Source organism: Frankia torreyi (assembly GCF_000948395.1).
Lineage (GTDB): Bacteria > Actinomycetota > Actinomycetes > Frankiales > Frankiaceae > Frankia > Frankia torreyi.
Genome location: NZ_JYFN01000012.1, coordinates 27,003 through 50,743 on the forward strand (window position 1 = coordinate 27,003; position 23,741 = coordinate 50,743).

Here is a 23,741-nt window from a genome sequence, read left to right on the forward strand (position 1 = left end):
GCCGCATCCTGCCAAACATGGCCGCCCGAGTGGGCACACCCGGGCCCGGAAGTCTGCCCCCGTTCCGGTTGGACGACGCCGCGGCCGGCGCACGGCACACGGAGGGCCCCACCCGATATCGAGGGAACGTGGACCAACCGTTGCGGGCTCGTCGATGCGGCGCCGCGGTCCGGTGATCAGGAGCGGCCCAGCCGACGGCGGGTGGTGCGGGTCACCGGCTCGACGAAGCGGGCGGCCAGCGGGCCGATAATCGCCATGAGCAGCACATAGCAGGCGGCGAGGGGCCCCAGTTTCGGTTCGATGCCGGCCGCCACGGCGAGGCCGGCGATCACGATCGAGAACTCGCCGCGCGCGACGAGGGCCGCGCCCGCCCGGAACCGACCCATCGTCCCGATCCCGGCGGAGCGGGCCGCCCACCACCCCGTCATGACCTTTGTCACGACGCCGGCAAGCGCCAGCAGCGACCCGGCAAGCAGCGCCGGGGGAATGTCGGCGGGGGCCGTCTGCATGCCGAAGAAGACGAAGAAGACGGCCGCGAACAGATCCCGCAGCGGCCGGAGCACCTCCTGCGCCCCCTCGGCCACGGGACCGGACAGAGCGATGCCGACGAGAAACGCGCCGACGGCGGAGGACACCTGCATCCGCTGGGCGAGGCCGGCCACGAGCAGCGCCAGCCCCAGCGCCCGCAGCAGCAGGACCTCGTCGTCGCGGTCCGCCGACGGGTTGAACACCAGACGGGTCACCTTGTCGCTGTGCCGCAGCGCGACATAGAGGACGGCGACGAGCAGGCCGAGGGCGATCGCCACCGTCAGCGACCCACGGGCGAAGCTGTGGTGGGCCAGCAGCGCGGTCAGGATCGGCAGGTACACGGCCATCGCCAGGTCCTCGAGCACGAGGACGGACAGCACGACCGGCGTCTCCCGGTTACCGAGCCGACCGAGGTCGCCGAGGACCTTCGCGATGATCCCGGACGAGGAGATCGCCGTCACCCCGCCGAGGACCACCGCCGCCGTCGGACCCCAGCCCAGCACGAACGCCGCCACGACGCCCGGGGTGGCGTTCAGGACGAGGTCGAAGACCCCGGCGCGGGCCTGTTTACGCAGGCCGGACAGCAGCTCGCCGGCGGTGTACTCCAGCCCGAGGGTGAGCAGCAGCAGGACGACGCCGATCTCGGCGCCGACGCTGATGAACTCCTCACTGGCGCCGAGCGGCAGCAGCCCGCCGTGACCGAACGCCAGGCCACCGACGAGATAGAGCGGGATGGGGGAGATTCCGACGCGCAGCGCCAGATGTCCGAGGATGCCGAGGGAGAACAGAACTCCCCCGAGCTCGAGGAAGGTCGTCGCGGTGGAATGCACTCGATCCGGCCAACCCGCTCGTCAGCCGGAGTGGAGCAACGCGGCGACGGACGCCGTGTTCTCCGGGGTCCCGACGACGACCACGATGTCCCCGGCCTCGAACCGGAAGTCCGGCCGGGGGGAGGCGTGGACGATCTGGTCACGGACGACGGCGACGATGGAGGCGCCGGTGCGGGTGCGGGCCTGGGTGTCGCCCAGCGGGCGGCCCGCGAAGGGCGAATCGGGCAGGATCGCGATCTGCTCGCCGACCAGCCCGGCGAACGCGCTGCTGATGTCGGCCAGCTTCTCGACGATGTGCGGCGCACCCAGCAGCTCCGAGAGCGCGTCGCTCTCCTCCGCCGTGAGCGGGATGGAGTCCCGGGAGGAGTCGGGATCGTCGGGATCGTAGATGACAAGATCACGCCGCCCGTAATGATGGGACACGACCCCCAGCCGACGGCCACTGCGCGTCTGGAAGTCATGCCGCAACCCGATGCCGGGGAGCGCGGTCTCCTCGATCTCCACAACAACCCTTTCCGCGCCTTGTTGACCCGCTCGTCCGCAGGAAGCTCCTGGTGAGCCGCCTTTGCCACCCTAACCAACGATCCGGGGACGCTCCTGGTTCGCGCCGCGGGCGGGAACGCGGCTCAGCTCACGGAGCCGGACTCGGCGATTCGGGCCACGATTGTGGTGCGCGGCGCGTTGCAACGGGGTAGCGACGACGAGGTCGATGACGCCCGAACGGCATCCGCCCGGACGCCACGGCCGGAACCGGCGCCAGGAACCACCGCCACCAGCAACCACCATGGACCCGTGGGGACCGGCGCGCATCCCGTCCCACCCGCCCCACCCCGTCCCACCCCGTACAGGGAGAGTCGCCGCCTGTGCTGACCCAAAGCGCCCGACTGCTGCGCAGGATCGCCCTCACCGTGCTGGGGATCGTGGTCCTCGGCGTCGGCATCGCGATGCTCGTCCTGCCCGGTCCGGGCTTCCTCGTCGTCGCCCTCGGGTTCTTCGTCCTGAGCCTGGAGTACGAGTGGGCGCGCAGCCGCTTCGAGCGGGCCCGGCGCAAGGCCGCCGACCTCGCCGACCAGGCGGCCGCCAACCGGTTCTCGTCGGCGTTCACGATCCTGTTCGGGCTCGGCATGATCGCCGCGGGCATCGTGTGGATCGTCGTCGACACCCTGCCCGCCTCGTCGCCCTGGAGCGGCGGGAGCCTGATCTTCAGCGGGCTCGTCGTGCTGGCGACGATGATCGTCAGCCTCTGGCAGGCCAAGCAGGCGCGGGACGCCGGTCTACCCACCCCCGCCGAACTCCTCGAGCAGCACGACCAGGAGCAGCGGGATCAGGAGGAGGAGTGGGCGGCCACCGAGCCCGTCACTGGCCCTGGGTCTCCTGGCTGATGCCGACCACGCCCGGCTGGTCGTGCACGCACTTGTACACCGCCGCACGGTCGGCCGTCGACGCCTTCGCGACGTCGTAGCGCAGCGGATACGCCCTGCTGACGGCGAGGTTGTTGCGGTCCTTCNGTTCCTGGATCGCGCGCCCCACCGAGGGACACGCGGCGCGCACGGCCTCCTTCTGCGCCGCCGTCGCCTCCGGGGTGAAGTAGACCACGGCCTCCTGCTTGGGGGGTGGCCCGCTCAGCGTCGCGTAGATCCCGAACACGATCAGACCGACGGCCGCAAGGGTGATCGCCACCACCGCCGTGCGGCGCCGGGGATCGACCAGATACCGCGCGGCGCGGGTGGCGGCGGTGGGCGGCGAAGAGGCCACGTCGTGAGTCCTGTCACATCGGGGAAGGAATTCTGGTCCGGATTACGGGTGGACCACCACGAAGTCCGGACCCCCAAACTAGCCGGCCGGCGCAGTCCGTAAGGTGAACGCCTTTGTGAGGCTCGGCGACCTCCGCCACGTGTGACCGCCTCCTCTGTCCGGCCCATCTGCCGGGCGGGGGGCGCGAGCCCGCCCCGGGCGCGCGCATCGGCACACCGTCGACCGGCGGCGCCCGCCCACGATCGGGTCCAACGACGGGCCACCCGCGATGGGCCACATCCGATGACGCCGGCAACGGCGTTCATCCCACATCCGGCGATCATCACCGTCCGATGATCGCGACCAGCGAAACCATGGGAGCGAGGAACAGGTCGTGCCATCCCTGATCGAGGACTACGCGCTGATCGGCGACACCCACTCCGCGGCACTCGTGGCGCGCACGGGCTCGATCGACTGGCTGTGCCTGCCCCGGTTCGACTCACCGTCCTGCTTCGCCGCGTTGCTCGGTGACGCCGACGACGGGCACTGGCAGATCGCCCCGGTCGAGCCGGTCCTCGGCGTCAGCCGCCGCTACCGCGGCGACACCCTGGTACTGGAGACGGACATGACCACCGCCTCCGGCACCGTGCGCATCGTCGACGCGATGTTTCCCCACGCCGGCACCCACACGGTGCTGCGCCTCGTCGAGTGTCTCGAGGGCGCCGTCCACATGCGCTCGGAGACCCGGTTCCGGTTCGACTACGGCTCGATCGTGCCGTGGGTGCGCCGCGTCGACGAGCACACCATGTCCGCCGTCGCCGGTCCCGACGCCGTCACCCTGCGCACCACCGCCCCGATGGAGGGGCACGACATGGCCACCTACGCCGACTTCCACGTCGCGGCCGGCCAGTCGGTGCCCTTCTCGCTGACCTGGACGCCGTCGCACCAGACGCCACCGCCGGTCCACGACGTCCGCCGCATGATCACCCTCACCGAGGCGTGGTGGTCGGACTGGATGGCCGGCTGCACCTACGACGGCCAGTGGCAGCCCGCCGTGCGCCGCTCGCTGATCACCCTCAAGGCCCTGACCTACGCCCCGACCGGCGGCATCGTCGCGGCCGTCACCACCTCCCTGCCGGAGCACATCGGCGGGGTGCGCAACTGGGACTACCGGTACTGCTGGCTGCGCGACGCGACCATCACCCTGCTCGCCCTGCTCGACGCCGGGTTCACCAGCGAGGCGACCGCCTGGCGGGAATGGCTGCTGCGCGCGGTCGCGGGCGACCCGTCCCGGGTGCAGATCATGTACGGCGTCGGGGGGGAACGCCGACTGCCCGAGTACGAGGTGCCCTGGCTCGCCGGCTACGAGAACTCCTCCCCCGTCCGGGTCGGCAACGCCGCCGTCGACCAGTTCCAGCTCGACGTCTACGGCGAGGTCCTCGACGCCCTGCACGTCGCGCGGGTCGCGGTCGCCAACCGGCGGCCGTCCGTGCCCGGACTCGTCCTGCCCGGCGGGCAGGCGCTCGCCGACCACCACGGCGACGACTCCTGGCCGCTGCAGACCAAGCTGATGGACTTCCTGGAGACCGGCTGGCGCAAGACCGACGAGGGCATCTGGGAGGTCCGCGGGCCACGCCGGCACTTCGTCCACTCGAAGGTGATGGCCTGGGTCGCGGCCGACCGGGCCGTGCGCGGCATCGTCGAGTCCGGACTGCCCGGCCCCGTGGAACGCTGGTCCGCGCTGCGCGACGAGATCCACACCGAGGTCTGCGCGCGGGGCTTCGACTCCGACCGCAACACCTTCACCCAGTTCTACGGCTCCCGCGAGCTCGACGCGGCGCTGCTGTACATGCCGCTGGTCGGCTTCCTGCCGGCGACCGATCCCCGGGTCGTCGGCACGGTCGCGTCGATCGAACGGGAACTGATGGAGGACGGCTTCGTCCTGCGTTACCCGACCGCCGAGGACGGCGCGGTCGACGGGCTGCCCGCCGGCGAGGGCGCCTTCCTCGCCTGCACCTTCTGGCTCGCCGACAACTACGCGCTGTCCGGACGGGTGCACGAGGCCCAGGAGCTGTTCGAACGCCTGCTGTCACTGCGCAACGACGTCGGCCTGCTCGCCGAGGAGTACGACCCCCGGCTCGGGCGGATGACCGGCAACTTCCCGCAGGCGTTCAGCCACGTGCCGCTGGTCAACACGGCGCGCACGCTCACCGACGCGCTGCGCGGGGTGCCCCGCTCGCGCACCGACCGCGCGCACCCGCCGGGCCACTTCTTCGGCTGAGCCGCCCGGCGGCGGCACGGCGGTGGGGTGGTGGCACGGCGGTGGGGTGGTGGCACGGCGGTGGGGTGGTCCTGCGGGTCGTGCCGCCCCGGGTTCGCCGCACGGCCGCCGGCCGGACTACCAGTTCGTCACACAGCGTGCATGCCGATACTTGTTCCGTACTGTCGGCGTGGCGGAGGACTCCAGCCGATCGACGAGGAGCAGGGGGCGGGGCGTGGCAGGTCGGATCGCGGTGATCGGCGGCGGCATTCTCGGACTGGCGGTGGCCCGGCGTCTTGGCCAGGTCGAACCGGGAGCGACGGTGACCGTGTTCGAGAAGGAGCCCGACGTCGCCCGGCACCAGACCGGACGCAACAGCGGCGTCGTCCACGCCGGCCTCTACTACGTCCCGGGCTCGCTGAAGGCCACCCTGTGCCGGCGCGGCGTCGGCCTGCTGCGCGAGTTCTGCGACACCCACGACCTCCGCTACGACGAGTGCGGCAAGGTCGTCGTCGCGGTCGACGACAGCGAACTGGAGCGGTTGGCCGCGATCGAGAAGCGCGCGGAGGCCAACGGAGTCCCCCGGACCCGCATGCTCGACGCCGCCGAGCTGCGGACGATCGAACCGCATGCCCGGGGGGTCGCCGCCCTGCACTCCCCCACCACCGCGATCGTCGACTATCCCGGGGTCGCGCAGGCGCTCCGCAAGGAGATCATCGCCGCGGGCGGCACGGTGCGCACCGGGGCCGAGGTGATCGGCGTCGACGAGCGGCCGGACGGGGTGCACCTGCGCCTGACCGTCGCCGGCTCCGCCAGCGCCCGACCCAACGGCAATCACGAGGTGGCCGCCCAGGACGGCGGGCGGGTCTCGGTCGTCTCCGAGCGCGTCGGTCCGTTCGATCTGCTGATCGCCTGCGCGGGGCTGCAGTCCGACCTGGTGGCGACCTTCACCGGCGAGGACCCGTCCCCGCAGATCGTTCCCTTCCGAGGTGACTACTGGCTGCTGCGCCCGCAGCGGCGGGACCTCGTCCGCGGGCTCATCTATCCGGTGCCGGATCCGCGCTACCCCTTCCTCGGCATCCACCTCACCAAGCGGATCGACGGGGAGGTCCTGGTCGGGCCCAACGCGGTGCTCGCCACCGCCCGCGAGGGCTACACGGTCGGCACCGTCCAGGGCAGCGATCTGCGTCGGACCCTCACCTGGCCGGGCTTCCACAAGATGGCCAGGACGCACTGGAAGACCGGCGCGAAGGAGATCCTGCACACCGTCAGCAAGCGGGCATTCGTCGCGGAGGCCCGGCGCTACGTGCCCGAACTGCGGACCACGGACGTGGTACGCGGTCCGGCAGGGGTGCGGGCCCAGGCCGTGGCCCGGGACGGCAGCCTCGTCGACGACTTCGTCCTGTCGCACACCGGTCGGGTCGTCCACGTGCGCAACGCCCCGTCGCCGGGGGCGACCGCCTCGCTCGCGATCGCGGAGCACATCGTCAGCAAGGTCGTGCCCGAGCGGGCGAGCTGATGTCGGCCACTCACCGGGCAGGAACCGAGCTGTCCCGACGTTGGCGTGCCGCGCGACCGGCCTCAGCGGTGACTCACCTGGACTCGGCCGCCGCCGCCCGGCCCAGCCAGGCGACTCTCGACGCTCAGATCGCCCACCTGCGGCGTGAAGGCGAACGCGGCGCGTACGTCGCCGAGATGGAGGTCGGCGAGGTCCTGCACTCCGCGCGGGCGGCACTCGCCGACCTCCTGGGGCCCGGGCTCGGCCCCGACGAGGTCGCCTTTCACCATTCGGCCAGCACCGCCTTCGCCGCACTGCTCACCGCCTGGCCGCTGCCCCCGAGAGGCAGAGTCGGGATTCTCCCGAGCGAGTACGGCTCCAACACGCTCGTGCTCGAGGCCCGAGCGCGACAGGCTCCACTCGAGCTGATCAATCTGCCCGTCGACCCGCAGGGCGTGATCGACCTCGACGCCCTCGACAGGGTGGGAATGCCCACCCCCGGGGCGGCCCGTCCGCTCGGGCTCGACGAGCTGGATCTCGTCGTCCTGCCGCATGTCCCCAGCCAACGCGGCATCGTGCAGCCGGCCGTCGAGATCGGCCGGCGCTGCGCCGCCGCCGGGGTGCCGCTCATCCTCGACGTCGCCCAGTCGCTCGGCCAGCTCGATGTCTCGCACGTCCACGCCAGCGCCTACGTGGGAACGTCACGCAAATGGCTGTGCGGCCCGCGGGGCACCGGCTTCCTCGCCGTGCGGGGGGACCTGGCCGAGCGCATCAGCGTCGCGGTTCCGAGTCTTTACAGCATGGGTCGGGGCGAGGACGGCCGGCCGATTCCCCTGCCCGGCCTGGCCCGGCTGGGCATCGGTGAAGCCTCGATAGCGTCCCGGGTCGGTCTCGCCCACGCGCTTTCCGAGCTGCTCGCCAGCGATCCCCCGCTCGTGTTCGCCCGCATCGTGTACCTCGCCTCCTATGGGCGACGCGTCCTGGACGGTGCCGGCGCATGGCGGGTGCGCGAGCAGCCGGACTCGCCGACCGGCATCGTCACGCTGGAACCACCACCCGGCGTGGACCCGGTGGCCGTCCGCGATCGTCTCTACCGGCAGGAGGCGATCCTCACCAGCGCCATCCCGGTCCAGCGAAGCCGCGATCTCGAGGGACCGGTGCTGCGGGTGAGCGCCCACGTGTACAACGATCCGGTCGAGTTCGATCGGCTCGCGGCGGCACTCAGCCGTGATCCTGGAAACTCCCCGTCGCACGCCTGAGACGGACGTGATCCCGCCCCGGCGGTTGCACTGTCGCAAGCCAGACAGGGCGACGTGGCCCGCGTGCACGTACCGCCACCCGCCCTTCTGAGAAGGTGCGACCATGTTCGGAGTGGTTCGCCCCTGCCGGCGGCAGTTGTCCGAGGACCTGCACGCGGCGTGGATGTCGCATCTCTGCGGGCTGTGCCTGACCCTCCGCGACCATCACGGCCAGTGGGCCCGGGTCGCCACGAACGTGGACGCGGTTGTCGTGTCGGTGCTCGTCGCCGCGCAGGCCGGCGCGCCGGCAGAGCGCCGCAGGGCCGGGCCGTGTCCGTTCCGCGCGATGCGCCGGATCGAGGTGCCAGCCTCCACCGAGGCGGGCCCGCGGCTGGCGGCCGCGGTGTCCCTTGCCGCCGGCGCGACCGCCGTAGGCGACCACGTTGCGGACGGCGACGGTCTCCTGCGCCGCCGCCCCGCGGCCGCGATCGCGCAGCGGGTGGCCAGCCGGGCCGTCGCAGCCGCCGAGCGCACCGGCTCCGGGGTCGGACTCGGTGTCGCCCTGCTGGAACACGCGGCGGTGGAGCAACGCGCCCGTGAGGGCGCCAGCGGCCGGGGCAGGGCGGCGCTGTTGGACGCGCTGGCTCCGACCGAAGGCGCGGTGTCCGCCGTCCTCGCGCACACCGCCGTCGTGGCCGGGTGCGACGACAACCGCGCGCCCCTCGCGGCGGTGGGGCGACACTTCGGCCGCGTCGTTCATCTGCTCGACGCCGTCACCGATCAGGCCGACGACGCCCGGTCGGGATCGTGGAACCCGCTGACGGCGACGGGAACCAGCCCGACCGAGGCCCGCCGCCTGTGCGAGGACAGCCGGCGGGACCTGGGGCATGCGTTGGCCGAGGTTCGGTTCACCGACACGGTCGATGCCCGGCTCGCCCGTCTCCTCTTCGGCTTCGGGCTCGACCACGCCGTCGACCGGGCCTTCGCGGCCACCGGACCGTCACCTGGGCCGGGCCGCCCCGGCCAGCGGCCGGACGGTCGTCCCGACGGCCGGCCGCCACACCGCCGGCGGACGGGCTCGGCCTGCCTGGTCGCCGCCGGCATGTTCCTGACCTGCCAGATGTGCGGCGAATACACGTCGCCGCTGGACGGGCGGCGAAAGGAGGGTCTGTGCAGCCGGTGCGGCGACCTCGACTGCGACTGCTGTGACTGCTGTGGGTCCTGCGGCGAGTGCGCGGAGTGCGACTGCGGCGGATGCGACTGCGGCTGCTGAGCGAGTCCGATGTTTCGGCCTCGTTGCGCAAAGCGGAACCTGGTCGTGACATCGGGTGGGGATCTGCTGAAATGGTGGACGTCGCGCGAGCGGAGTCCCCGACGCTCCTCGCGGCCGGGGACGCCCCCACGTCCCCACTGGCGGGCACCGACGCCCGTACGGCCGTGTCGAGGTCTGTCATGGCCGCAAGTCCGGGAGAACGACTGGACCACCATGAACGCAGAGGACGACACGACGGTTTCCGACATCATCACGGTTGCGGCGGTCGACGATCATCCGATCGTGCTGCGCGGTCTCGCGGACCTGCTGCACGACGTCAAGGACTTCGACCTGATCGACACGGCCTGTTCGCTCGACGCACTGCTCGCGGGGCCCGGGCGACACGCACAGGTGGTCCTGCTCGATCTCGACCTGGGCGACGGCACCGAGCCCCCGGACAACCTCCGGCGGCTGCTCTCCGACGAACGGGCCGTGGTGGTGTTCAGTGCCGCGGCGGCGCCGGCCACCGTCCGGGACGCGATGCGCGCCGGCGCCTCGGGCTTCGTTCCGAAGACCGACGACGTCGAGGACCTGGCAACCGCGATCCGGGCGGCCGCCGCCGGCACCGGATGGATCTCGCCACAGCTTGCCTTCCTGCTCCTCACCGACGACTCTCCCGACAAGCCGGACCTGTCCCCGAAGGAGATCGAGGCGCTGCGCCTGTATGCGACGGGGATGCCGCTGAAGACCGTGGCACGCAAGATGAACGTCTCCCCGGAGACCGCCAAGCAGTACATCGATCGGGTCCGCCAGAAGTACCGACGGGTCGGCCGAGACGCGGCGACAAAGGTCGACCTGTTCAAGCGGGCGATCGAGGATGGTCATCTCGACCGCCGCGCCGAGGGGATGGCCTGACCGAGGCGTCGGACCACTGGAACCAGCCGATCGTGGGGCGGCGCCCGCCCGCCGCGCCGAGCCCGACAAGGCTTCGATCGGTTTGAAAAGGTGCAGTGGGCGCCGACACCCCCATGTCAGCGCCCACCACCCCGGCGCGCACGAATCCCCGTATGCTGCGCGCGCCCTCGCGCCACCCCCCGCGTGGCGTGAGGGCGCGCGATCCGGTCAAGTGCGGAACATCTCCGGCACGTCCCCCGACCGAGCCTCGCTGCTCCCCCCGTGTGCCCTTGACCTCTGTCAGAGTGCCTGATGTCGTGGTTGCCGTCATGACCCCAAATCGACCGAACCGGGCGTCCCCCTGTTGGGGGTCACCCGCCCCACGATCGGGCCACCGCCAGCCCTGACATCAGGCCGGACGGGACGCCGGTCGCCGATCAGCGCCGCGGCTCGTCGCCGCCGGCCGCAGGCCGATGCGCGAAGCGCGCAGCCAGGCCGACCAGAAGAACAACGAAACCACAACAGGCAATCACCCACAAGCCGGGGCCGACCGTGATCGCCGTGCGCAGCCCGCTGTTGACGAACGGACCTCCCCGGTAAAGCTGGACGAGGTCGACCGCGGCGGCCAGCAAGATCATCAGCCCCGCCATGGTGGCGAGCAGGCGCCCCCACTCCCTGCGTCCGGCGGCGAGGAGAAGGCCCGCGACCACGGCGAGGATGCCGAGCAGCACCGTCAACCGCCCGTGCTGGTCGGGATCGGTTCCCCGCACGGTGAACTCTACGAACCCGTAGGCCCGCACCGTCGCCCACCGCATCCCCGACGCGATGATCACGGCGACGCCGGCGCAGACGGCCAGCGGGCCGGGTAGCCAGGCGCAGTGGGACGCGAACCGGTGCGACCACGAGCGCTCGGCCGAAGCCGCCGTCCGCGCCGACGCAGACGCAGACGTCGACACAGCGGGCGCCGAGGGCAGGTCCCACGGATGTGCGCGGGACGCTGTGGGGGATGACCACCCGTCCGGCGCGGCGCCGCCAGCCGCCGCGCCGACCTGCGGCGCCGCCAGGGAGACCGGGCCGGATCCCGCCAGGGACCAGGCAGGATCAGCCGTCGCCGCGGCCCGTGCCCGCCACGCCCGCAGCTCCGCGGCGACAATGGCCTCACGGTCGTCATCCCCGGGTGGGCGTGGGCCGGCCGCGGGTGGTGGCGTCCCGCCGTCCCCCGCGTCGCCCCGGGTGCCGCCCCCGGCGGCCACAGGTGAACCACCGCCCCCCGGGCGGGCCCACGGACTCTGCTGTTGACCGGTCACCCACGCCACCACCGTCCGACACCCCGGGAGGGGCCTGACGACCGCCCCGCACGGTCGTATCACGCGCGGAAGCCGCCCGCATGGTCGCGAGACAGAACCACCCAAACCGGGCGGATTACCGCCGGGCACCGCCTCCGGTCGGTGCCGAGCGCCGCTGCAGCAGTACGGCGCCGATCAGGGCGAGGATGCCGGACCCGAGCGTGAACATGATCCCGTTCTGCGGATGGATGGAGATCACGTCTGCCGAGATGGCCCGAAAGGACGCGAGTGTCGGCGGTCCGTAGGCCCGATCGAGCCCGGCAATCACCACGATCAGGATGGCGACCACGCGGGCGACCAGGACATCTGCGGCTCCACCGCCGATCGGCCGGCGCGCGAGCCGCGCCGCACCCAGAGCCCCCAGGATGACGGCCAGGACGAGGACAAGCCGGCCGTCCCCGACGACGAGGCCGTTGAAGGTGCGAGTCTCGTCCGCGCTGGACATCTCGCTCCAGGGCAGGACGCTGCCGATGACGCAGCCCACCGCGCCGACGATCATGGCCAGCGCGGCCGCCGGTCGGGTCCGGCCCGGCGCCGTCGCGGACCCGGTCACGGGCTCGCCAGGCCGGGGCACCTCGTGCTCCGGCACCACGCCCGGCTCAGCCGCCGAGTCGTGATCGCGTAGGCGGGACGGCGCGACGGAGCCGGCGCGGCCGCCCTCGAACGCTGCAGACGCCTCGGACGCTGCAGACGCCTCGGACGCTGCAGACACCTTGGAGGCGTCCGGCTCCGGGTGCTGCCCCGGGTCCGTGAGACGCCAGCCGTCGTCGGTCGCCGCGAACCGCTTCGCGGCCGCGCCGTGATCATCACTCCCGCGATCTCGACGCAGTCCGACGCGCATGGTCGGCGGGTCGAGCGCCGAGTGTGCGGTCGGCAGCCGGGCCGTGCCGGCGCCGGCACGGCTCCCGGCGGCGTTTCCGGCTGCCGGTTCAGTCGCGTCGCCGATGCCGGGGGCGGGTGCGCGTTGTGGATCCGCAGTGCCCGGGCGACCGGGCCGGACGACATCCGGGGCGCCGGCGCGGGCCGAGGCCTCCCGGGCGGGCGGCCGTGCCACGGGCAGCTCACCCCCGCGTTCGTCCCCGCGCCTCGGCAGCGGATCGGGGACCCTGGGAGCGGCCGGGGTCTGCTCGGGCCCGCGGCCTCGGGACAGCCCGTCCGTCCGGCCGGCCGACTGGCGATCTGCGACGTCGCGTTCCCCGGACGGCCGGTTCGTCCCCGCGTCGGCGGACCGGACGGGCGATCGTGGCGCCTCGCGCTCGAACCACGTGGGCCGAGGTGCGGCGTCCGCCGGTGCGGAGGCGGACTGAGGCGGCGATGGCGGGGCCGCGGCGGGCGAAGCGACATCGGTCCTCGCCGGCGGCACGGGCGATGCGGGCGGCGTTGGCGGCCCGGGCGCGACGACGTTCGACCGCCCCTGGTCTCCCCCCACGGCGGCGGCAGGCGGCGGCTGCGCGGCAGGCGGCGGCGGCGCGGCGGCGCGGGGCGGGTCCGCCTGCTGGCCGGCGGCCGGTCGGATCTGCGGCGTCCACGGCTGCTGATCGGGGGGACGCGGCAGCTGGTGTCGGCCCGGCGCGGGTGCTGGGCCGAGCCCCGGTCGGCCAGTTCGAGAGCCGGCCTGGGGGGCCGGCGGGGCCGACGCCCGCGTCTGCGCGGCGGATCCCGGCGACGCGCCCGGAGCGGACCGGCCGGGCGCGGGGGGTGGCGCAGAGAGGTCCCGGTCGACGCGCGGTGACTTCGGGGCCCGGTCGCCGGCGCCCTGCGGCCGCGGAGCAGCGCCGGCCGCGGCAGGCGACCCGTCCGGCGCGCCGTTGTCGGCCGAGCCAGCCTGACCCGCGGCCGCCGACCGCGCCCGAGATCCGTCACCCGCGCTTCCTGCCGGTTCGACCGCACCGTTTCCCGCTGGTCTGGCCGCGCCGCCCGCATCGGTCCGGCCAGTACGGGTCGCCGACCCCGGCGACGATGCTCTGCCGGGAGCCCCGGACGACGCGGGTGCCTCGGCCGACCCGGCCGAGGCACCGGACGCGCCCGACGACGCCCCAGCCGCCCGGGACGGGCGCGCCGGTGCGCGGGATCCGGCGCCCTCGTCCTCGCGCCCGCCGCCGAAGGCACCCCCAGCGCCAACACCTCCAGCGTCACCGGAAGCACCACCACCGCCGACAGCACCACCACCGCCGACAGCACCAGCACCCCCGGCGGAACCAGCACCCCCGGCGGCGCCGACGCCACCGGCAGCGCCCTGTCGCCCACCGTCGGCGCCACGCCCGCCAGCCCCACCGTCCGCGTCCCCGCTCGGCGGGACCGGTGACCGCCCGGGCCACGGCCCGGCCGCGGGCGCCACCCGGGCGGTGGGCTGCCCGGAGGCCGGACGCGGCGCGCCGGGCCGGGCGGCCGGCCGCTCACTGGCAGATCCGCCCCGTGGCGTGCCGGCGGCGCTTGGACGTGCGCCGGCGTTCCCCGCCGGCTGCCCCTTGGCATCCGGCGGGAGCCCGGCCCGGCCCTGGCCGGGGGGGCCGGCGGGGCCGGCGGGCGCACCGGCCGCCGGCCGACCCCCGCGTGCGACGGGGTCGGGTGTCTCGCGGACGGGGCCTCCGCCCGGTCCGCGGTTGTCGCGAACGGAGGACGAATCCTGCCGCGTCGGCGGGGCGCCGGTGGGCTGGGACCGGCCTGGGGCGAGCGGCGGACGGATCGGGCTACGGTCACCCTCGGCTGAACGCGCGGCCGCCCCCGGAGGACGGGACGCGCCGGGCCCGCCACCGGCGCCGGACCGGCCGCCAGGAGACCCGGCCGAACCCGACGACCCGGCCGAACCCGATGACCCCGACGGCCCAGGCGAGGCCCCCGAACCAGACCGTCCGGGCGAAGCGCCGGTCGAGGAGGCGCTCGCCGCGATCGCGTTGTCCGGCGGAAGGGGCAAGCCGCCGGCGACGGAGGCGCGGGCGCCGGCGGGCGAGGCAGGACGAGCGGCTGGTCCGGAGACGGCTCGGCCCGCGGGCGCGGCACGTGGCGGGGTACGGGAAGCCGGGGAAGCCGGGACGCCGGCGCCCGGGTGGTCGGCGGCCGCGGCGGGCCGCGACTGGCCGGCGGACGAAGACTGGCCGGCGGGGCGGGACTGCGGCCCGTGGCCGGGCGGGCCGGGGTCGGCCGTCGGCGTGCCCGCTGGTGCCTGATCGTCCGGCCCGCTCCCCTGCTCGACCATGCAACCACTCCCTGACCATGCGCCCTTGCCCGACAGGCTGCCGCCCGATCCGATCCGGACCCGCGTCGCGGGATCCGCCGCGATCCCGGTCGGCGGGTTGGGACGCGGCCGGCATCATCATGACAGCCGCCAGGCGTCCGTCGGACGGGCACGGCGAATCGCTGCACGGCGGGGTCGTCGCCCGCAACCGAGGCGACAGGTGCCCGCGCGGGACTCCATCCCATTACGCGTGGGAGGTCCAAGGATCGCGAACGCGTCCCCGACTCCGTCGCCGTGGCGGCGGGGCGACGGGGCGGGCGCGGACGCCGGGCCCGCCATCGCATCCGAGCGAGGGAGGTGCGGTGGTCCGGGGGTCGGCGTCCGCTCGAGGTGGCGGGGCGCCCGACCGTCGGTCGGCGCGGGTGGGGCCCCGCGGCAACCGCCCGCCGGTCAGGCGTCAGGTCAGGTCAGGTCAGGGAAGACACGTGAAGTCGGGTGGAGAACGACGACGCGACGACGCGACGTCGCATCGTCACGACTGCACGGTGCGGCCGTCAGACCGCCTCGCCGATGCGGTGGACCCGCATCATGTTGGTCATGCCGGCCACGCCGGGTGGGGTTCCGGCGACGACGACCACGAGCTCACCGGGCCGGCAGCGGCCGATCTGGAGCAGGGCGGAGTCGACCTGGCGGACCATCTCGTCGGTGCTCTCCGCGAACGGCACGAGGAAGGTTTCCACGCCCCAGAACAGTGCCATCTGGTTGCGCACGGCGGGGATCGGGGTGAAGGCCAGCACCGGGACCTCGCTGCGGTACCGGGCCAGGCGCCGGGCCGTGTCGCCGCTGAGGGTGTGGGCGACCAGGTAGCGGGCGCCGACGGCGTGCCCGACGGAGGCGGCCGCCTGGGCGATCGCCCCACCGAGGGTCCGTGGCTCGGTGCGCAGCGGCGGGATCCGTCCGAGGTCGGCCTCGGCGGTCTCGATGATCCGCGCCATGGTGGACACCGACTCGATCGGGTAGGCCCCGACGCTCGTCTCCGCGGAGAGCATGATCGCGTCGGCCCCGTCGAGGACCGCGTTCGCGCAGTCGCTGGCCTCGGCGCGGGTCGGCCGCGGCGCGCTGACCATGGACTCGAGTACCTGGGTGGCGACGATCACGGGCTTCGCCCGCTCCCGGGCCTGGCTGACGGCCCGCTTCTGCACCAGCGGCACGTCCTCGAGGGGCAGCTCGACGCCGAGGTCGCCACGGGCGATCATCAGACCGTCGAACGCCTCGATGATGCCGTCGAGGGCGGCGACCGCCTGCGGCTTCTCGATCTTGGCGTGGACCGGGACCCGGGTGCCGACCTCGTCCATGATCGTGTGCACGGCCTTGGCGTCGGCGGCGCTGCGCACGAAGGACAGCGCGATCATGTCGACCCCGAGTTCGAGGGCGTAGCGCAGGTCGTCGGCGTCCTTCTCGCTCAGCGCCGGCACGGTGAGCGCGGCCCCGGGGATGTTCATCCCCTTGTGGTCGCTGACCGGGCCACCGATGACGACTGTGGTGTGGACGTCGGTGTCGGTGACGCCGTCGATCTGCAGGACGAGGCGGCCGTCGTCGACCAGGATGCGGTCGCCGGCCGAGACGTCGGCGGGCAGACCGGAGTACGTGGTGCCGACCTGGTGCTGGTCTCCGGGCACGTCCCGGATGGTGACGGTGAAGCGCTGGCCCGGCAGCAGGGTGACGCCGCCGTCGGCGAAGGTGCCGAGGCGGATCTTCGGGCCCTGCAGGTCGGCGAGGATGCCGACGCTGCGCTCGGCAGCCTCGGCCGCCTCCCGCACCCGGGCGTAGGTGACGGCGTGCTGTTCGTGTGTTCCGTGGGAGAAGTTTAGGCGGGCAATGTCCATTCCGGCGTCGACGAGGGCCCGGACCTTCTCTGGCGAGCTGGTGGCCGGGCCGAGGGTACAAACAATCTTGGCTCTACGTGGCACAGACAAAGCCTAAGTACTGATCGTCGGTCATTGCACACGGGGGCCGCCGAGAGACGCGCGTCGCGCTCCCGGCAGTAGTCAGATCAGGTCGATCAGGTACATGCTGCGCGTGGTCGCCCGGCGGCGTACCGTCCGTCTCGTCCCCCGCGCCACCCCCGTCCGTCGGCGCGCGTGATACGGGAAAGACGGCAAGGGTGCCGACGTTCCTGGGAGCCGCTCCACCCGGACGCGGAAGTCGGTATGACACGGTCGAGCACCCCCGGAGTCGGACATGAATCGAAATCCCGCTATTCACCGTCAGCCGTCCGGTGACATCGACATCGCCGTGGTCGAGATCACCACCGCACCCGAACCCGGCCCCGCCGCCGCGGATCCGCGTCCCGGGCCGGCGCCCGCGCAGTCCGCCGCGCTCGCCGCAGCACCGCCACGTTCGGTGGAACCCGGTACCTGACCGAACGGGTTACCCCGGCGCCTCCCCCGAACGGCGGTGCCCGCGTCTGCGGCGCGGCCGGGTCCCGGGTCGGCTCAGGCGGGGACCGCGGCCGCGGGGTCGACGGTGGGCTCCGTGGACCCCGCGGGCTCTGTGGACTCCGTGGCGGGGCGGAACTGGGTCCGGTACAGCTCGGCGTACAGGCCGCCACGCGCCAGCAACTCGTCGTGGGTGCCGCTCTGCACGATGCGGCCGCCGTCGACGACGAGGATGCGGTCGGCCTCCCGCACGGTGGACAGCCGGTGCGCGATCACCAGCGAGGTACGGCCGGCCAGCGCCGCGCTCAGCGCCTGTTGCACCGCGGCCTCGGACTCGCTGTCGAGATGCGCGGTCGCCTCGTCCAGTACGACGATGCCCGGCGCGCGCAGCAGCAGCCGGGCGATCGCCAGCCGCTGCTTCTCCCCGCCGGACAGCCGGTGCCCGCGGTCGCCGACGACGGTGTCCAGCCCGTCCGGCAGCGTGCGCACCAGCTCCCCGATCCGGGCGGCGTCCAGCGCGGACCACATCTGCTCGTCGGTGGCGTCCGGCCGAGCGAAGGTCAGGTTGGCCCGCACCGTGTCGTGAAACAGGTGGGCGTCCTGAGTGACCACACCGACCGCGGAGCGCAGCGACTGCAGGCTCAGGTCGCGCACGTCGTGCCCACCGACCCGGACCACGCCGGACCGGGCGTCGTACATCCGTGGGATCAGTTGGCTGATCGTCGTCTTCCCGGCACCGGACGGTCCGACCAGTGCGATCATCTGACCGGGATCCGCCCGGAACGTGATGTCGTGCAGCACCGGCGCGGGGATCCTGGTGTCGAGGACCGCGACGGACTCCAGTGAGGCCAGGGAAACCTCGTCCGCGGCGGGGTATCGGAATCCGACGTGATCGAACTCGACGGCCGCCGCGCCCGCCGGCAGATCGACGGCATCAGGCCGGTCGACGATCGCCGGTTCGAGGTCGAGAACCTCGAAGACGCGCTCGAACGACACGAGTGCGGTCATGACGTCGACGTGCACGTTCGACAACTGGGTGAGCGGCCCGTAGAGCCGGCCGAGATACGCGGTGAGCGCAACCAGAGTGCCGACCTCGAGATCTCCCCGGGCCGCGAGACGGCCGCCGACGCCGTAGACGATCGCGGTCGCCAGCGATGCGACGAGGCTGAGCGAGACGAAGAATATTCGGCCGTACATGGCCTGGGTGACCCCGATGTCTCGTNCCCGCCGGGCCCGGCCGCGGAAGTTGACCTCCTCACGTTCCGGGGACCCGTAGAGCTGGGCCAGCATCGCGCCCGACACGTTAAATCGCTCGGTCATGGTGTTGTTCATGTCCGCGTTCAGCCCGTACCGTTCCCGGGTCAGCCGGGCGAGCCGGGGCGCGAACGCGCGAGCGGGAAAGATGAAAACCGGAAGTAACACCAGTGACACAACAGTGATCTGCCAGGACAGTACGAGCATCGCGGCAAGCACGAACCCGGCCGAGAGCACATTCGACAGCACTGAGGACAACGTGTTGGTGAACGCCGACTGCGCGCCGAGCACGTCGTTGTTCAACCGACTGATGAGCGCCCCGGTCTGGGTGCGGGTGAAGAACGCCAGCGGTTGGCGTTGCACGTGCCGGAAGATCTGGCTGCGCATCTCGTAGATCAGGCCTTCGCCGATACGGGCTGAGAACCAGCGCTGGGCGAGGGACAGGCCGGCGTCGAGGAGGGCCAGCGCGGCGACGACCGCCGCCAGTACCTCGACGTAGCCCACCCGGTGACGCCCGATCCCGCCGTCAATGATCTCCTTGAGGATCAGCGGGACGACCGCGCCGAGCGCGGCGCTCACCACGATGAGGAGGAGAAACCAGACCAGATGGCCACGCCAGGGCCGCGCGAAGGCCGCGATGCGGCGCAGCGTCCCCGGCCGCAGCGAGGTCCTCGCCGCCGTGCGGTCGCGGGTGACGGATCGCATGAAAGCCCCACTGTCCGAACCCGGTCTCATCACGCCTCCTACTTCCACTGCTTGCACTGTAAGCAAGTAAGCACACGTGGTTCGCGGTAATTCCCGCCGACCGGTGGCGGGCTCGGACGGTGGCGGGCTCGGACGGTGGTGATCGCGTGGCGGGCCCGCGACCAGGGCGGCCTCGGTCGAATCGGTCGCGGTCAGGGCGGCCTCGGACCGCGCCAGTCGGGGCGCGGGCCGCGATCGGGCGCCGTCCCCGGGCGGATCAGCCCGCGGCGATGCCCCGCGAGGCGTCCAGCAGGTCGAAAAGCGTACGCGCCCACGCCTCACCCTCGGCGTCGGGAAGATCGCGATGGTCGGCAGCGGCCCCGGCCCGCGTCGGGACCACGGATCGGCCGACCGGTCGGGCGCCGCGCAGAAGCGCCTTGACCTCGACGGTGACGGCACGGGATGCGGCGAGCAGGCCCGCGACCACCGTGTCGACCTCGTCGTCCAGGCGCGGGCGGGGTACCAGCCGCTGGGCCAGCCCGAGACGGGCCGCCTCCGCCGCACCAAGCGGCTGCCCCCCGGCCAGGCACAGGTCGAGGGCACGAGACCAGCCGATGAGGTCGGCCAGCCGGGTCAGCGCACCCGCCGCGGGCAGCAGGCCGCCGCGCGCCCAGACGGGGCGCAGCCCCGCGTCGACGGCGAAGATCCGTAGGTCGCAGGCGACCACGAGGGCGGTGCCCACGTCCTCGGTGACCTCCGCCACCGCGGCGATGCTGATGAGGTCGGCTCGCATGGTCAGCCGGTCGAGTGCCTCCCGCCAGACCCGGTACCCCTCGATCAGAGAGGCCGGATCCACTCGCGCGGGCGACGAGGGGAATGGTGCGTTCCTGGCGCCGCCCGGCGGACACGCCGCGGTGTCCGCGGCCGGCGGAACCTGATCGCCCACGCGGAGGACGGCGACCCGGACGTCGCCGCCCATGCGCCGCTGGGCGTCATCAAGGGCGGAGCCGAGACCCTCCAGGGATCCGGGATCACCGGATCCGGACAGCCGGATGGTCGCGACAGGTCCGACGACCTCCACCCGCAGTCCGGCCGCCGCCGATTCGGCGGCGGCCGGCACCGCCATGATCAGGCGCTCTTCTTCTTGGTGCCCCGGGTCGCACCGCCACGGCCGCGCAGGGTCGTGCCGGACTCCGACAGGATCCGGTGGACGAAACCGTACGAACGGCCAGAGGACTCGGCGAGCAGACGGATGCTCTGCCCACCTTCGTACTTCTTCCGAAGTTCGGCAGCGAGCTTGTCCCGCTCGGCGCCGGTGATCCGGGTTCCTTTCCTAAGCTCGGCCAACGTGGCCCCCTCCGTGTTCGATGATCTGCGAACCGATCTTCACTCAGCTCGAGTGAACGCGCCACTCGAAGCAGATGTGATCCATCACACGCGGCGCGCCGGTGCGTGACCGTGCCCTCGCGCTTCCATCTCCACGCCGACGCCAGCGCCGACATGGCCCGGGTCGCACCCGCCCGCACGCACGCCGGGCGTCCACGGCCGACCATGCACGGTGACCAGTGTCCCCAATCCCCTACGCACGGCCTAACAACGGCAACGGCGCGTCGCCGCGAACATCGTCACCAGCATGATCGGCGATCTTCCCTCAACGCAATACCGCAGGTACAACCAACAGTCGATCACTGTACAGAGCCCGCCGACGGACCGCGAACGCCGCAGATCAAACCGACTGATTACTCACACCCGGCACCGGCCCGTGCAGGGCCGTGGCCGGCGGGAAGACCACCGCCGCACGGTGCGTGCCCGCCCCCCGTGGCGCCGGTCCGGCCTGGGCTCGCGCACCCGGAACCCGCGCGCCGATCGGCCCTGGACCTCAGCCGGCAGGAGACTCGTTACCGTGCAGGGGTGGCCCGTGAAGTGATGATCGCCGGTTCGGCGCCGGGTACGTCCCGGGACGCGACGGCCGGCGGGGCGAGGCCGTGAGCGTCACCGGCAGCGCGTCGGAGCGGGCGGGCGTCCCGACGGCCGCGCGGGGATCGGCGGATCGGCGGGCCGGCGCGCCCACGGCGGCGCTCGGGCCGGCGGTGCGCGCGGAGCTCGCCGAGGCCGGGATCTGGCTGGCCCTGGTCGCCTTTGGGCTCGCCGGCACCGCCCTGCTGGCAAGCACCGACGTCGATCTCGGCCTGACGCGCCCCCCGTGGCACGACGGCTGGGAGCCGCGGCTGGACCCGCTCGTCGTGGTCCCGCTCGCGGTCGCCGCGGTCGTGATCGCGCTCACGGCCTGGTGGGCCTCGACGATCCGGCCGCCGGCCCAGCCCGGCGACACAACCCCGACCGCCGACGTCGTTCCGGGGGCCGCCACCGCCCCGGACACAGCGCCATCGGCCGCCTCGACCGCGCCGACCGACAGCTCCACCACCACCACCACCCACACAGCGCCACCGACCACCCCGGCCGCGCGGTCGGTGGTGTTCCGGTTGCCCTGGAGCGTTCTGCTGCTGCTGGGCTATCTCGGTTCGTTGGCATGGAGCCTCGCACTCGCCCTGGTCGCCCCCGGGGATCTCACCGCCGGCCTGCGGGCACCGGCGGACCTGCTCGCGGCGGCCGGCGCGGTCGGCGACGACCCGCTCGGCCTGCTCGCCGCCTACACGACGACGACGCCACACGCGGCCGCCGGCGCAGTCGCCGTGCTGCCGGCGCACCCGCCGGGTCCGGTGCTCGCCACCTGGCTGCTCACCCGGGCGGGGCTGCACGGCGCCGTGGCGATCGGCGTCCTGTTCACCGCGCTCGGCGCGCTGACCGTTCCGGTGGTGTGCGTCGCCATGCGCTCGCTGTGCCACGAGACCGCGGCCCGCCGGCTGGTTCCCGTCCTCGTCCTGGCGCCGTGGAGCGGCTGGCTGGCAGCCTCTCCGGACGCCGTCACCGCCACGCTTGCCGCGCTGGCGGTCGCCGTCGGCGTGGTCGGCTGCGAACCAGAGCGCCGGTCGGTCTGGTGGGCGCTGGCGAGCGGGCTGCTGCTGGGCCTGGCGGCGCTGTTCGGCTATGCCCCGGTGTGGTTGGGGGTGGCGGTCGCGGCCGCCTACTTCGTGCGGCGCCGGCCGCTGCTCAACGTCATCACCGGGCTCGGCGCGCTGCTGCCGCTGTGGCTGTTCTACGCCTGGGGCTTCTCCTGGCCGGACGGGCTGGCCCTGGCCAGCGCGCCGCGACCGTCGGCGGGAGCCGCGCTGGCCTGGATCTTCCTGGACCTGACCGTCCTGGTTCTCGCCACCGGTCCCGTCGCCGTCCGGGCCGCGCGCCGGCTGCGGCTGACGCCGGGCTGGCCGTTCCTGGTCGGTGCCACCGCCACCGTGCTGTTCGCGGTGGCCCTGGGCCTCGCCGAGGGCGGGGTGGAACGGAGCTGGCTGCCGGTGTTCCCCTGGCTGCTGGTCGCGGCGGTGGCACCCCGGCCCCGACCAGCCCGGCCGGGCGACCGGTTGCAGGCCGGCAGCCTGCCCGTCATCCTCGTGTCACTGACTGCGATCGGAGCCCTCGCCCTGCGGCTCTGCCTCGGCGGCCCCCCGGCCTGACCCGCCCCGGAGAAGGCCCGGAACCGCTCCGAACGAGGCGCGTCGGCGGCCGCGCGTCAGACGGCGGGCGCGGAGGTCGCCTCGGTGCCGCCCGCGGACGGTCGGGGCAGCGAGTCGCGGGGGATGTCCGGCTCCAGGAAGATTCGCATCGGGACCGTCAGGGACGCCCGCAGCGCCTCCTCGGCGCCGTCGATGGTCGCGGCGACCTCCCGCATCGTCGCCGTCGGCGCAATCCCGATCTTGGCGGCGACGAGCAGCTCGTCCGGGCCCAGGTGCAGGGTCCGCAGGTGGATGACCTTCGTCACCCCGGGCGCGGCGGCGAGCGTGCCGCGGATCGTCGCGACGGCCTGCGGGGTCGCCGCCTCCCCGACAAGCATGCCGTACGCCTCGGTCGCGACGAGCACGGCGACGACAAGCAGCAGGATGCCGATGGCCAGAGTGCCGGCCCCGTCCCAGATCGGATCGTCGAGCAGCAGGGTCAGCCCGACGCCAAGCAGGGCGAAGATCAGCCCCAGCTCGGCGGCCAGGTCCTCGAGCAGCACGATCGGCAGCTCCGGTGCGCGCGCCTCCCGGATGAACTGCCACCAGGAGCGGTCCCCCCGGGTCTTGCTCGACTCGCGGACCGCGGTGGACAGCGAGTACGACTCCAGCCCGACGGCGATCACCAGGATGACGATCGCGATGAGGCCGCTGTCCAGCTCATGCGGGTGGCGGAGTTTCTCGACGCCCTCGTAGACGGAGAACAGCCCGCCGACACTGAACAGCACGATGGCGACGAGGAAGGCGGCGATGTACCGCGCGCGGCCGTACCCGAAGGGATGCTCCTCGTCGGGCGGGCTGGCCGACTTGCGCTGGCCGAGCAGCAGCAGACCCTGGTTGCCGGAGTCGGCGACCGAGTGAATGGATTCGGCGAGCATCGACGACGACTGCGTGAGCAGGAACGCCACGAACTTCGTCACCGCGATGCCCAGGTTGGCGGCCAGCGCCGCCAGAACCGCCTTGGTGCCGCCCTGCGTACTCACAAAGACTCTCCACTTC

Annotated in this window: 17 protein-coding genes and 1 pseudogene; 8 read left to right on the forward strand and 10 right to left on the reverse strand. The window is 73.3% G+C overall.

Going from position 1 to position 23,741, the window contains the following annotated elements; all coding sequences use genetic code 11:
* Nucleotides 1-176: 176 nt before the first annotated feature.
* On the reverse strand, nt 177-1,358 hold the full coding sequence (locus tag FF36_RS09765; RefSeq protein WP_044884693.1) for a cation:proton antiporter: 1,182 nt from the start codon (nt 1,356-1,358) through the stop codon (nt 177-179).
* A 21-nt stretch (nt 1,359-1,379) separates the two neighbouring features.
* Nucleotides 1,380-1,862: a cation:proton antiporter regulatory subunit gene (locus FF36_RS09770; protein WP_044884694.1), complete on the reverse strand. Its 483-nt coding sequence runs from the start codon at nt 1,860-1,862 to the stop codon at nt 1,380-1,382.
* Nucleotides 1,863-2,221: 359 nt separating this feature from the next.
* Between FF36_RS09770 and FF36_RS09775 the strand changes: the two genes are divergently transcribed.
* The 6 genes from FF36_RS09775 (at nt 2,222) to FF36_RS09805 (ending at nt 10,255) form a co-directional block, all read left to right on the forward strand.
* Entirely contained in the window at nt 2,222-2,740 is a 519-nt protein-coding gene (locus tag FF36_RS09775) for a PGPGW domain-containing protein (protein ID WP_044884695.1), read from the forward strand.
* Nucleotides 2,741-3,486: 746 nt separating this feature from the next.
* Complete coding sequence (locus FF36_RS09785) at nt 3,487-5,373, forward strand: glycoside hydrolase family 15 protein (RefSeq protein ID WP_044884697.1); 1,887 nt, start codon at nt 3,487-3,489, stop codon at nt 5,371-5,373.
* 214 nt (nt 5,374-5,587) lie between these two features.
* A complete protein-coding gene (lhgO, locus tag FF36_RS09790) occupies nt 5,588-6,871 on the forward strand; it encodes an L-2-hydroxyglutarate oxidase (protein ID WP_044884698.1) in 1,284 nt (427 codons plus the stop codon).
* 68 nt (nt 6,872-6,939) lie between these two features.
* On the forward strand, nt 6,940-8,109 hold the full coding sequence (locus tag FF36_RS09795; RefSeq protein WP_052681029.1) for an aminotransferase class V-fold PLP-dependent enzyme: 1,170 nt from the start codon (nt 6,940-6,942) through the stop codon (nt 8,107-8,109).
* 103 nt (nt 8,110-8,212) lie between these two features.
* A complete protein-coding gene (locus tag FF36_RS09800; RefSeq protein WP_044884700.1) occupies nt 8,213-9,361 on the forward strand; it encodes a DUF5685 family protein in 1,149 nt (382 codons plus the stop codon).
* Between the two features lie 213 nt (nt 9,362-9,574).
* Nucleotides 9,575-10,255 carry a response regulator transcription factor gene (locus tag FF36_RS09805; RefSeq protein ID WP_044884701.1) on the forward strand — a complete coding sequence of 227 codons (681 nt, stop codon included), beginning with the start codon at nt 9,575-9,577 and terminating at the stop codon, nt 10,253-10,255.
* Between the two features lie 416 nt (nt 10,256-10,671).
* On the opposite strand, the gene FF36_RS09810 is transcribed toward FF36_RS09805, so the two are convergent.
* The 3 genes from FF36_RS09810 to pyk form a co-directional block, all read right to left on the reverse strand.
* Nucleotides 10,672-11,487 (reverse strand): hypothetical protein, encoded by an 816-nt coding sequence (locus tag FF36_RS09810; protein ID WP_052681030.1) that lies wholly within the window; start codon nt 11,485-11,487, stop codon nt 10,672-10,674.
* 169 nt (nt 11,488-11,656) lie between these two features.
* Nucleotides 11,657-12,634 carry a hypothetical protein gene (locus FF36_RS09815; RefSeq protein WP_242422407.1) on the reverse strand — a complete coding sequence of 326 codons (978 nt, stop codon included), beginning with the start codon at nt 12,632-12,634 and terminating at the stop codon, nt 11,657-11,659.
* A 2,675-nt stretch (nt 12,635-15,309) separates the two neighbouring features.
* Entirely contained in the window at nt 15,310-16,725 is a 1,416-nt protein-coding gene (pyk, locus tag FF36_RS09820) for a pyruvate kinase (RefSeq protein WP_044884703.1), read from the reverse strand.
* Between the two features lie 271 nt (nt 16,726-16,996).
* On the opposite strand from pyk, the gene FF36_RS09825 reads away from it, so the two are divergent.
* A complete protein-coding gene (locus FF36_RS09825; RefSeq protein ID WP_044884704.1) occupies nt 16,997-17,176 on the forward strand; it encodes a hypothetical protein in 180 nt (59 codons plus the stop codon).
* A gap of 74 nt (nt 17,177-17,250) precedes the next feature.
* Here the strand turns inward: FF36_RS09825 and FF36_RS37585 are convergent.
* From FF36_RS37585 to FF36_RS09840, 4 genes and pseudogenes are all read right to left on the reverse strand, one after another.
* Nucleotides 17,251-18,415 (reverse strand): ABC transporter ATP-binding protein (locus FF36_RS37585; RefSeq protein WP_242422409.1); only part of this gene is annotated, 1,165 nt, incomplete at its 5' end.
* 1 nt (nt 18,416) lies between these two features.
* Nucleotides 18,417-19,182: pseudogene (locus FF36_RS37590) on the reverse strand (ABC transporter transmembrane domain-containing protein); the annotation flags it as partial.
* Nucleotides 19,183-19,408: 226 nt separating this feature from the next.
* Nucleotides 19,409-20,257, reverse strand: coding sequence for an enoyl-CoA hydratase/isomerase family protein (locus tag FF36_RS09835; RefSeq protein WP_044884706.1), 849 nt, complete (start codon nt 20,255-20,257; stop codon nt 19,409-19,411).
* A gap of 2 nt (nt 20,258-20,259) precedes the next feature.
* Nucleotides 20,260-20,478, reverse strand: coding sequence for a helix-turn-helix domain-containing protein (locus tag FF36_RS09840; RefSeq protein ID WP_009399485.1), 219 nt, complete (start codon nt 20,476-20,478; stop codon nt 20,260-20,262).
* A 638-nt stretch (nt 20,479-21,116) separates the two neighbouring features.
* Here FF36_RS09840 and FF36_RS09845 point away from each other — a divergent pair.
* Nucleotides 21,117-22,703, forward strand: coding sequence for a hypothetical protein (locus FF36_RS09845; protein WP_044884707.1), 1,587 nt, complete (start codon nt 21,117-21,119; stop codon nt 22,701-22,703).
* A 56-nt stretch (nt 22,704-22,759) separates the two neighbouring features.
* On the opposite strand, the gene FF36_RS09850 is transcribed toward FF36_RS09845, so the two are convergent.
* Nucleotides 22,760-23,725 carry a cation diffusion facilitator family transporter gene (locus tag FF36_RS09850; RefSeq protein WP_044884708.1) on the reverse strand — a complete coding sequence of 322 codons (966 nt, stop codon included), beginning with the start codon at nt 23,723-23,725 and terminating at the stop codon, nt 22,760-22,762.
* Nucleotides 23,726-23,741 lie beyond the last annotated feature (16 nt).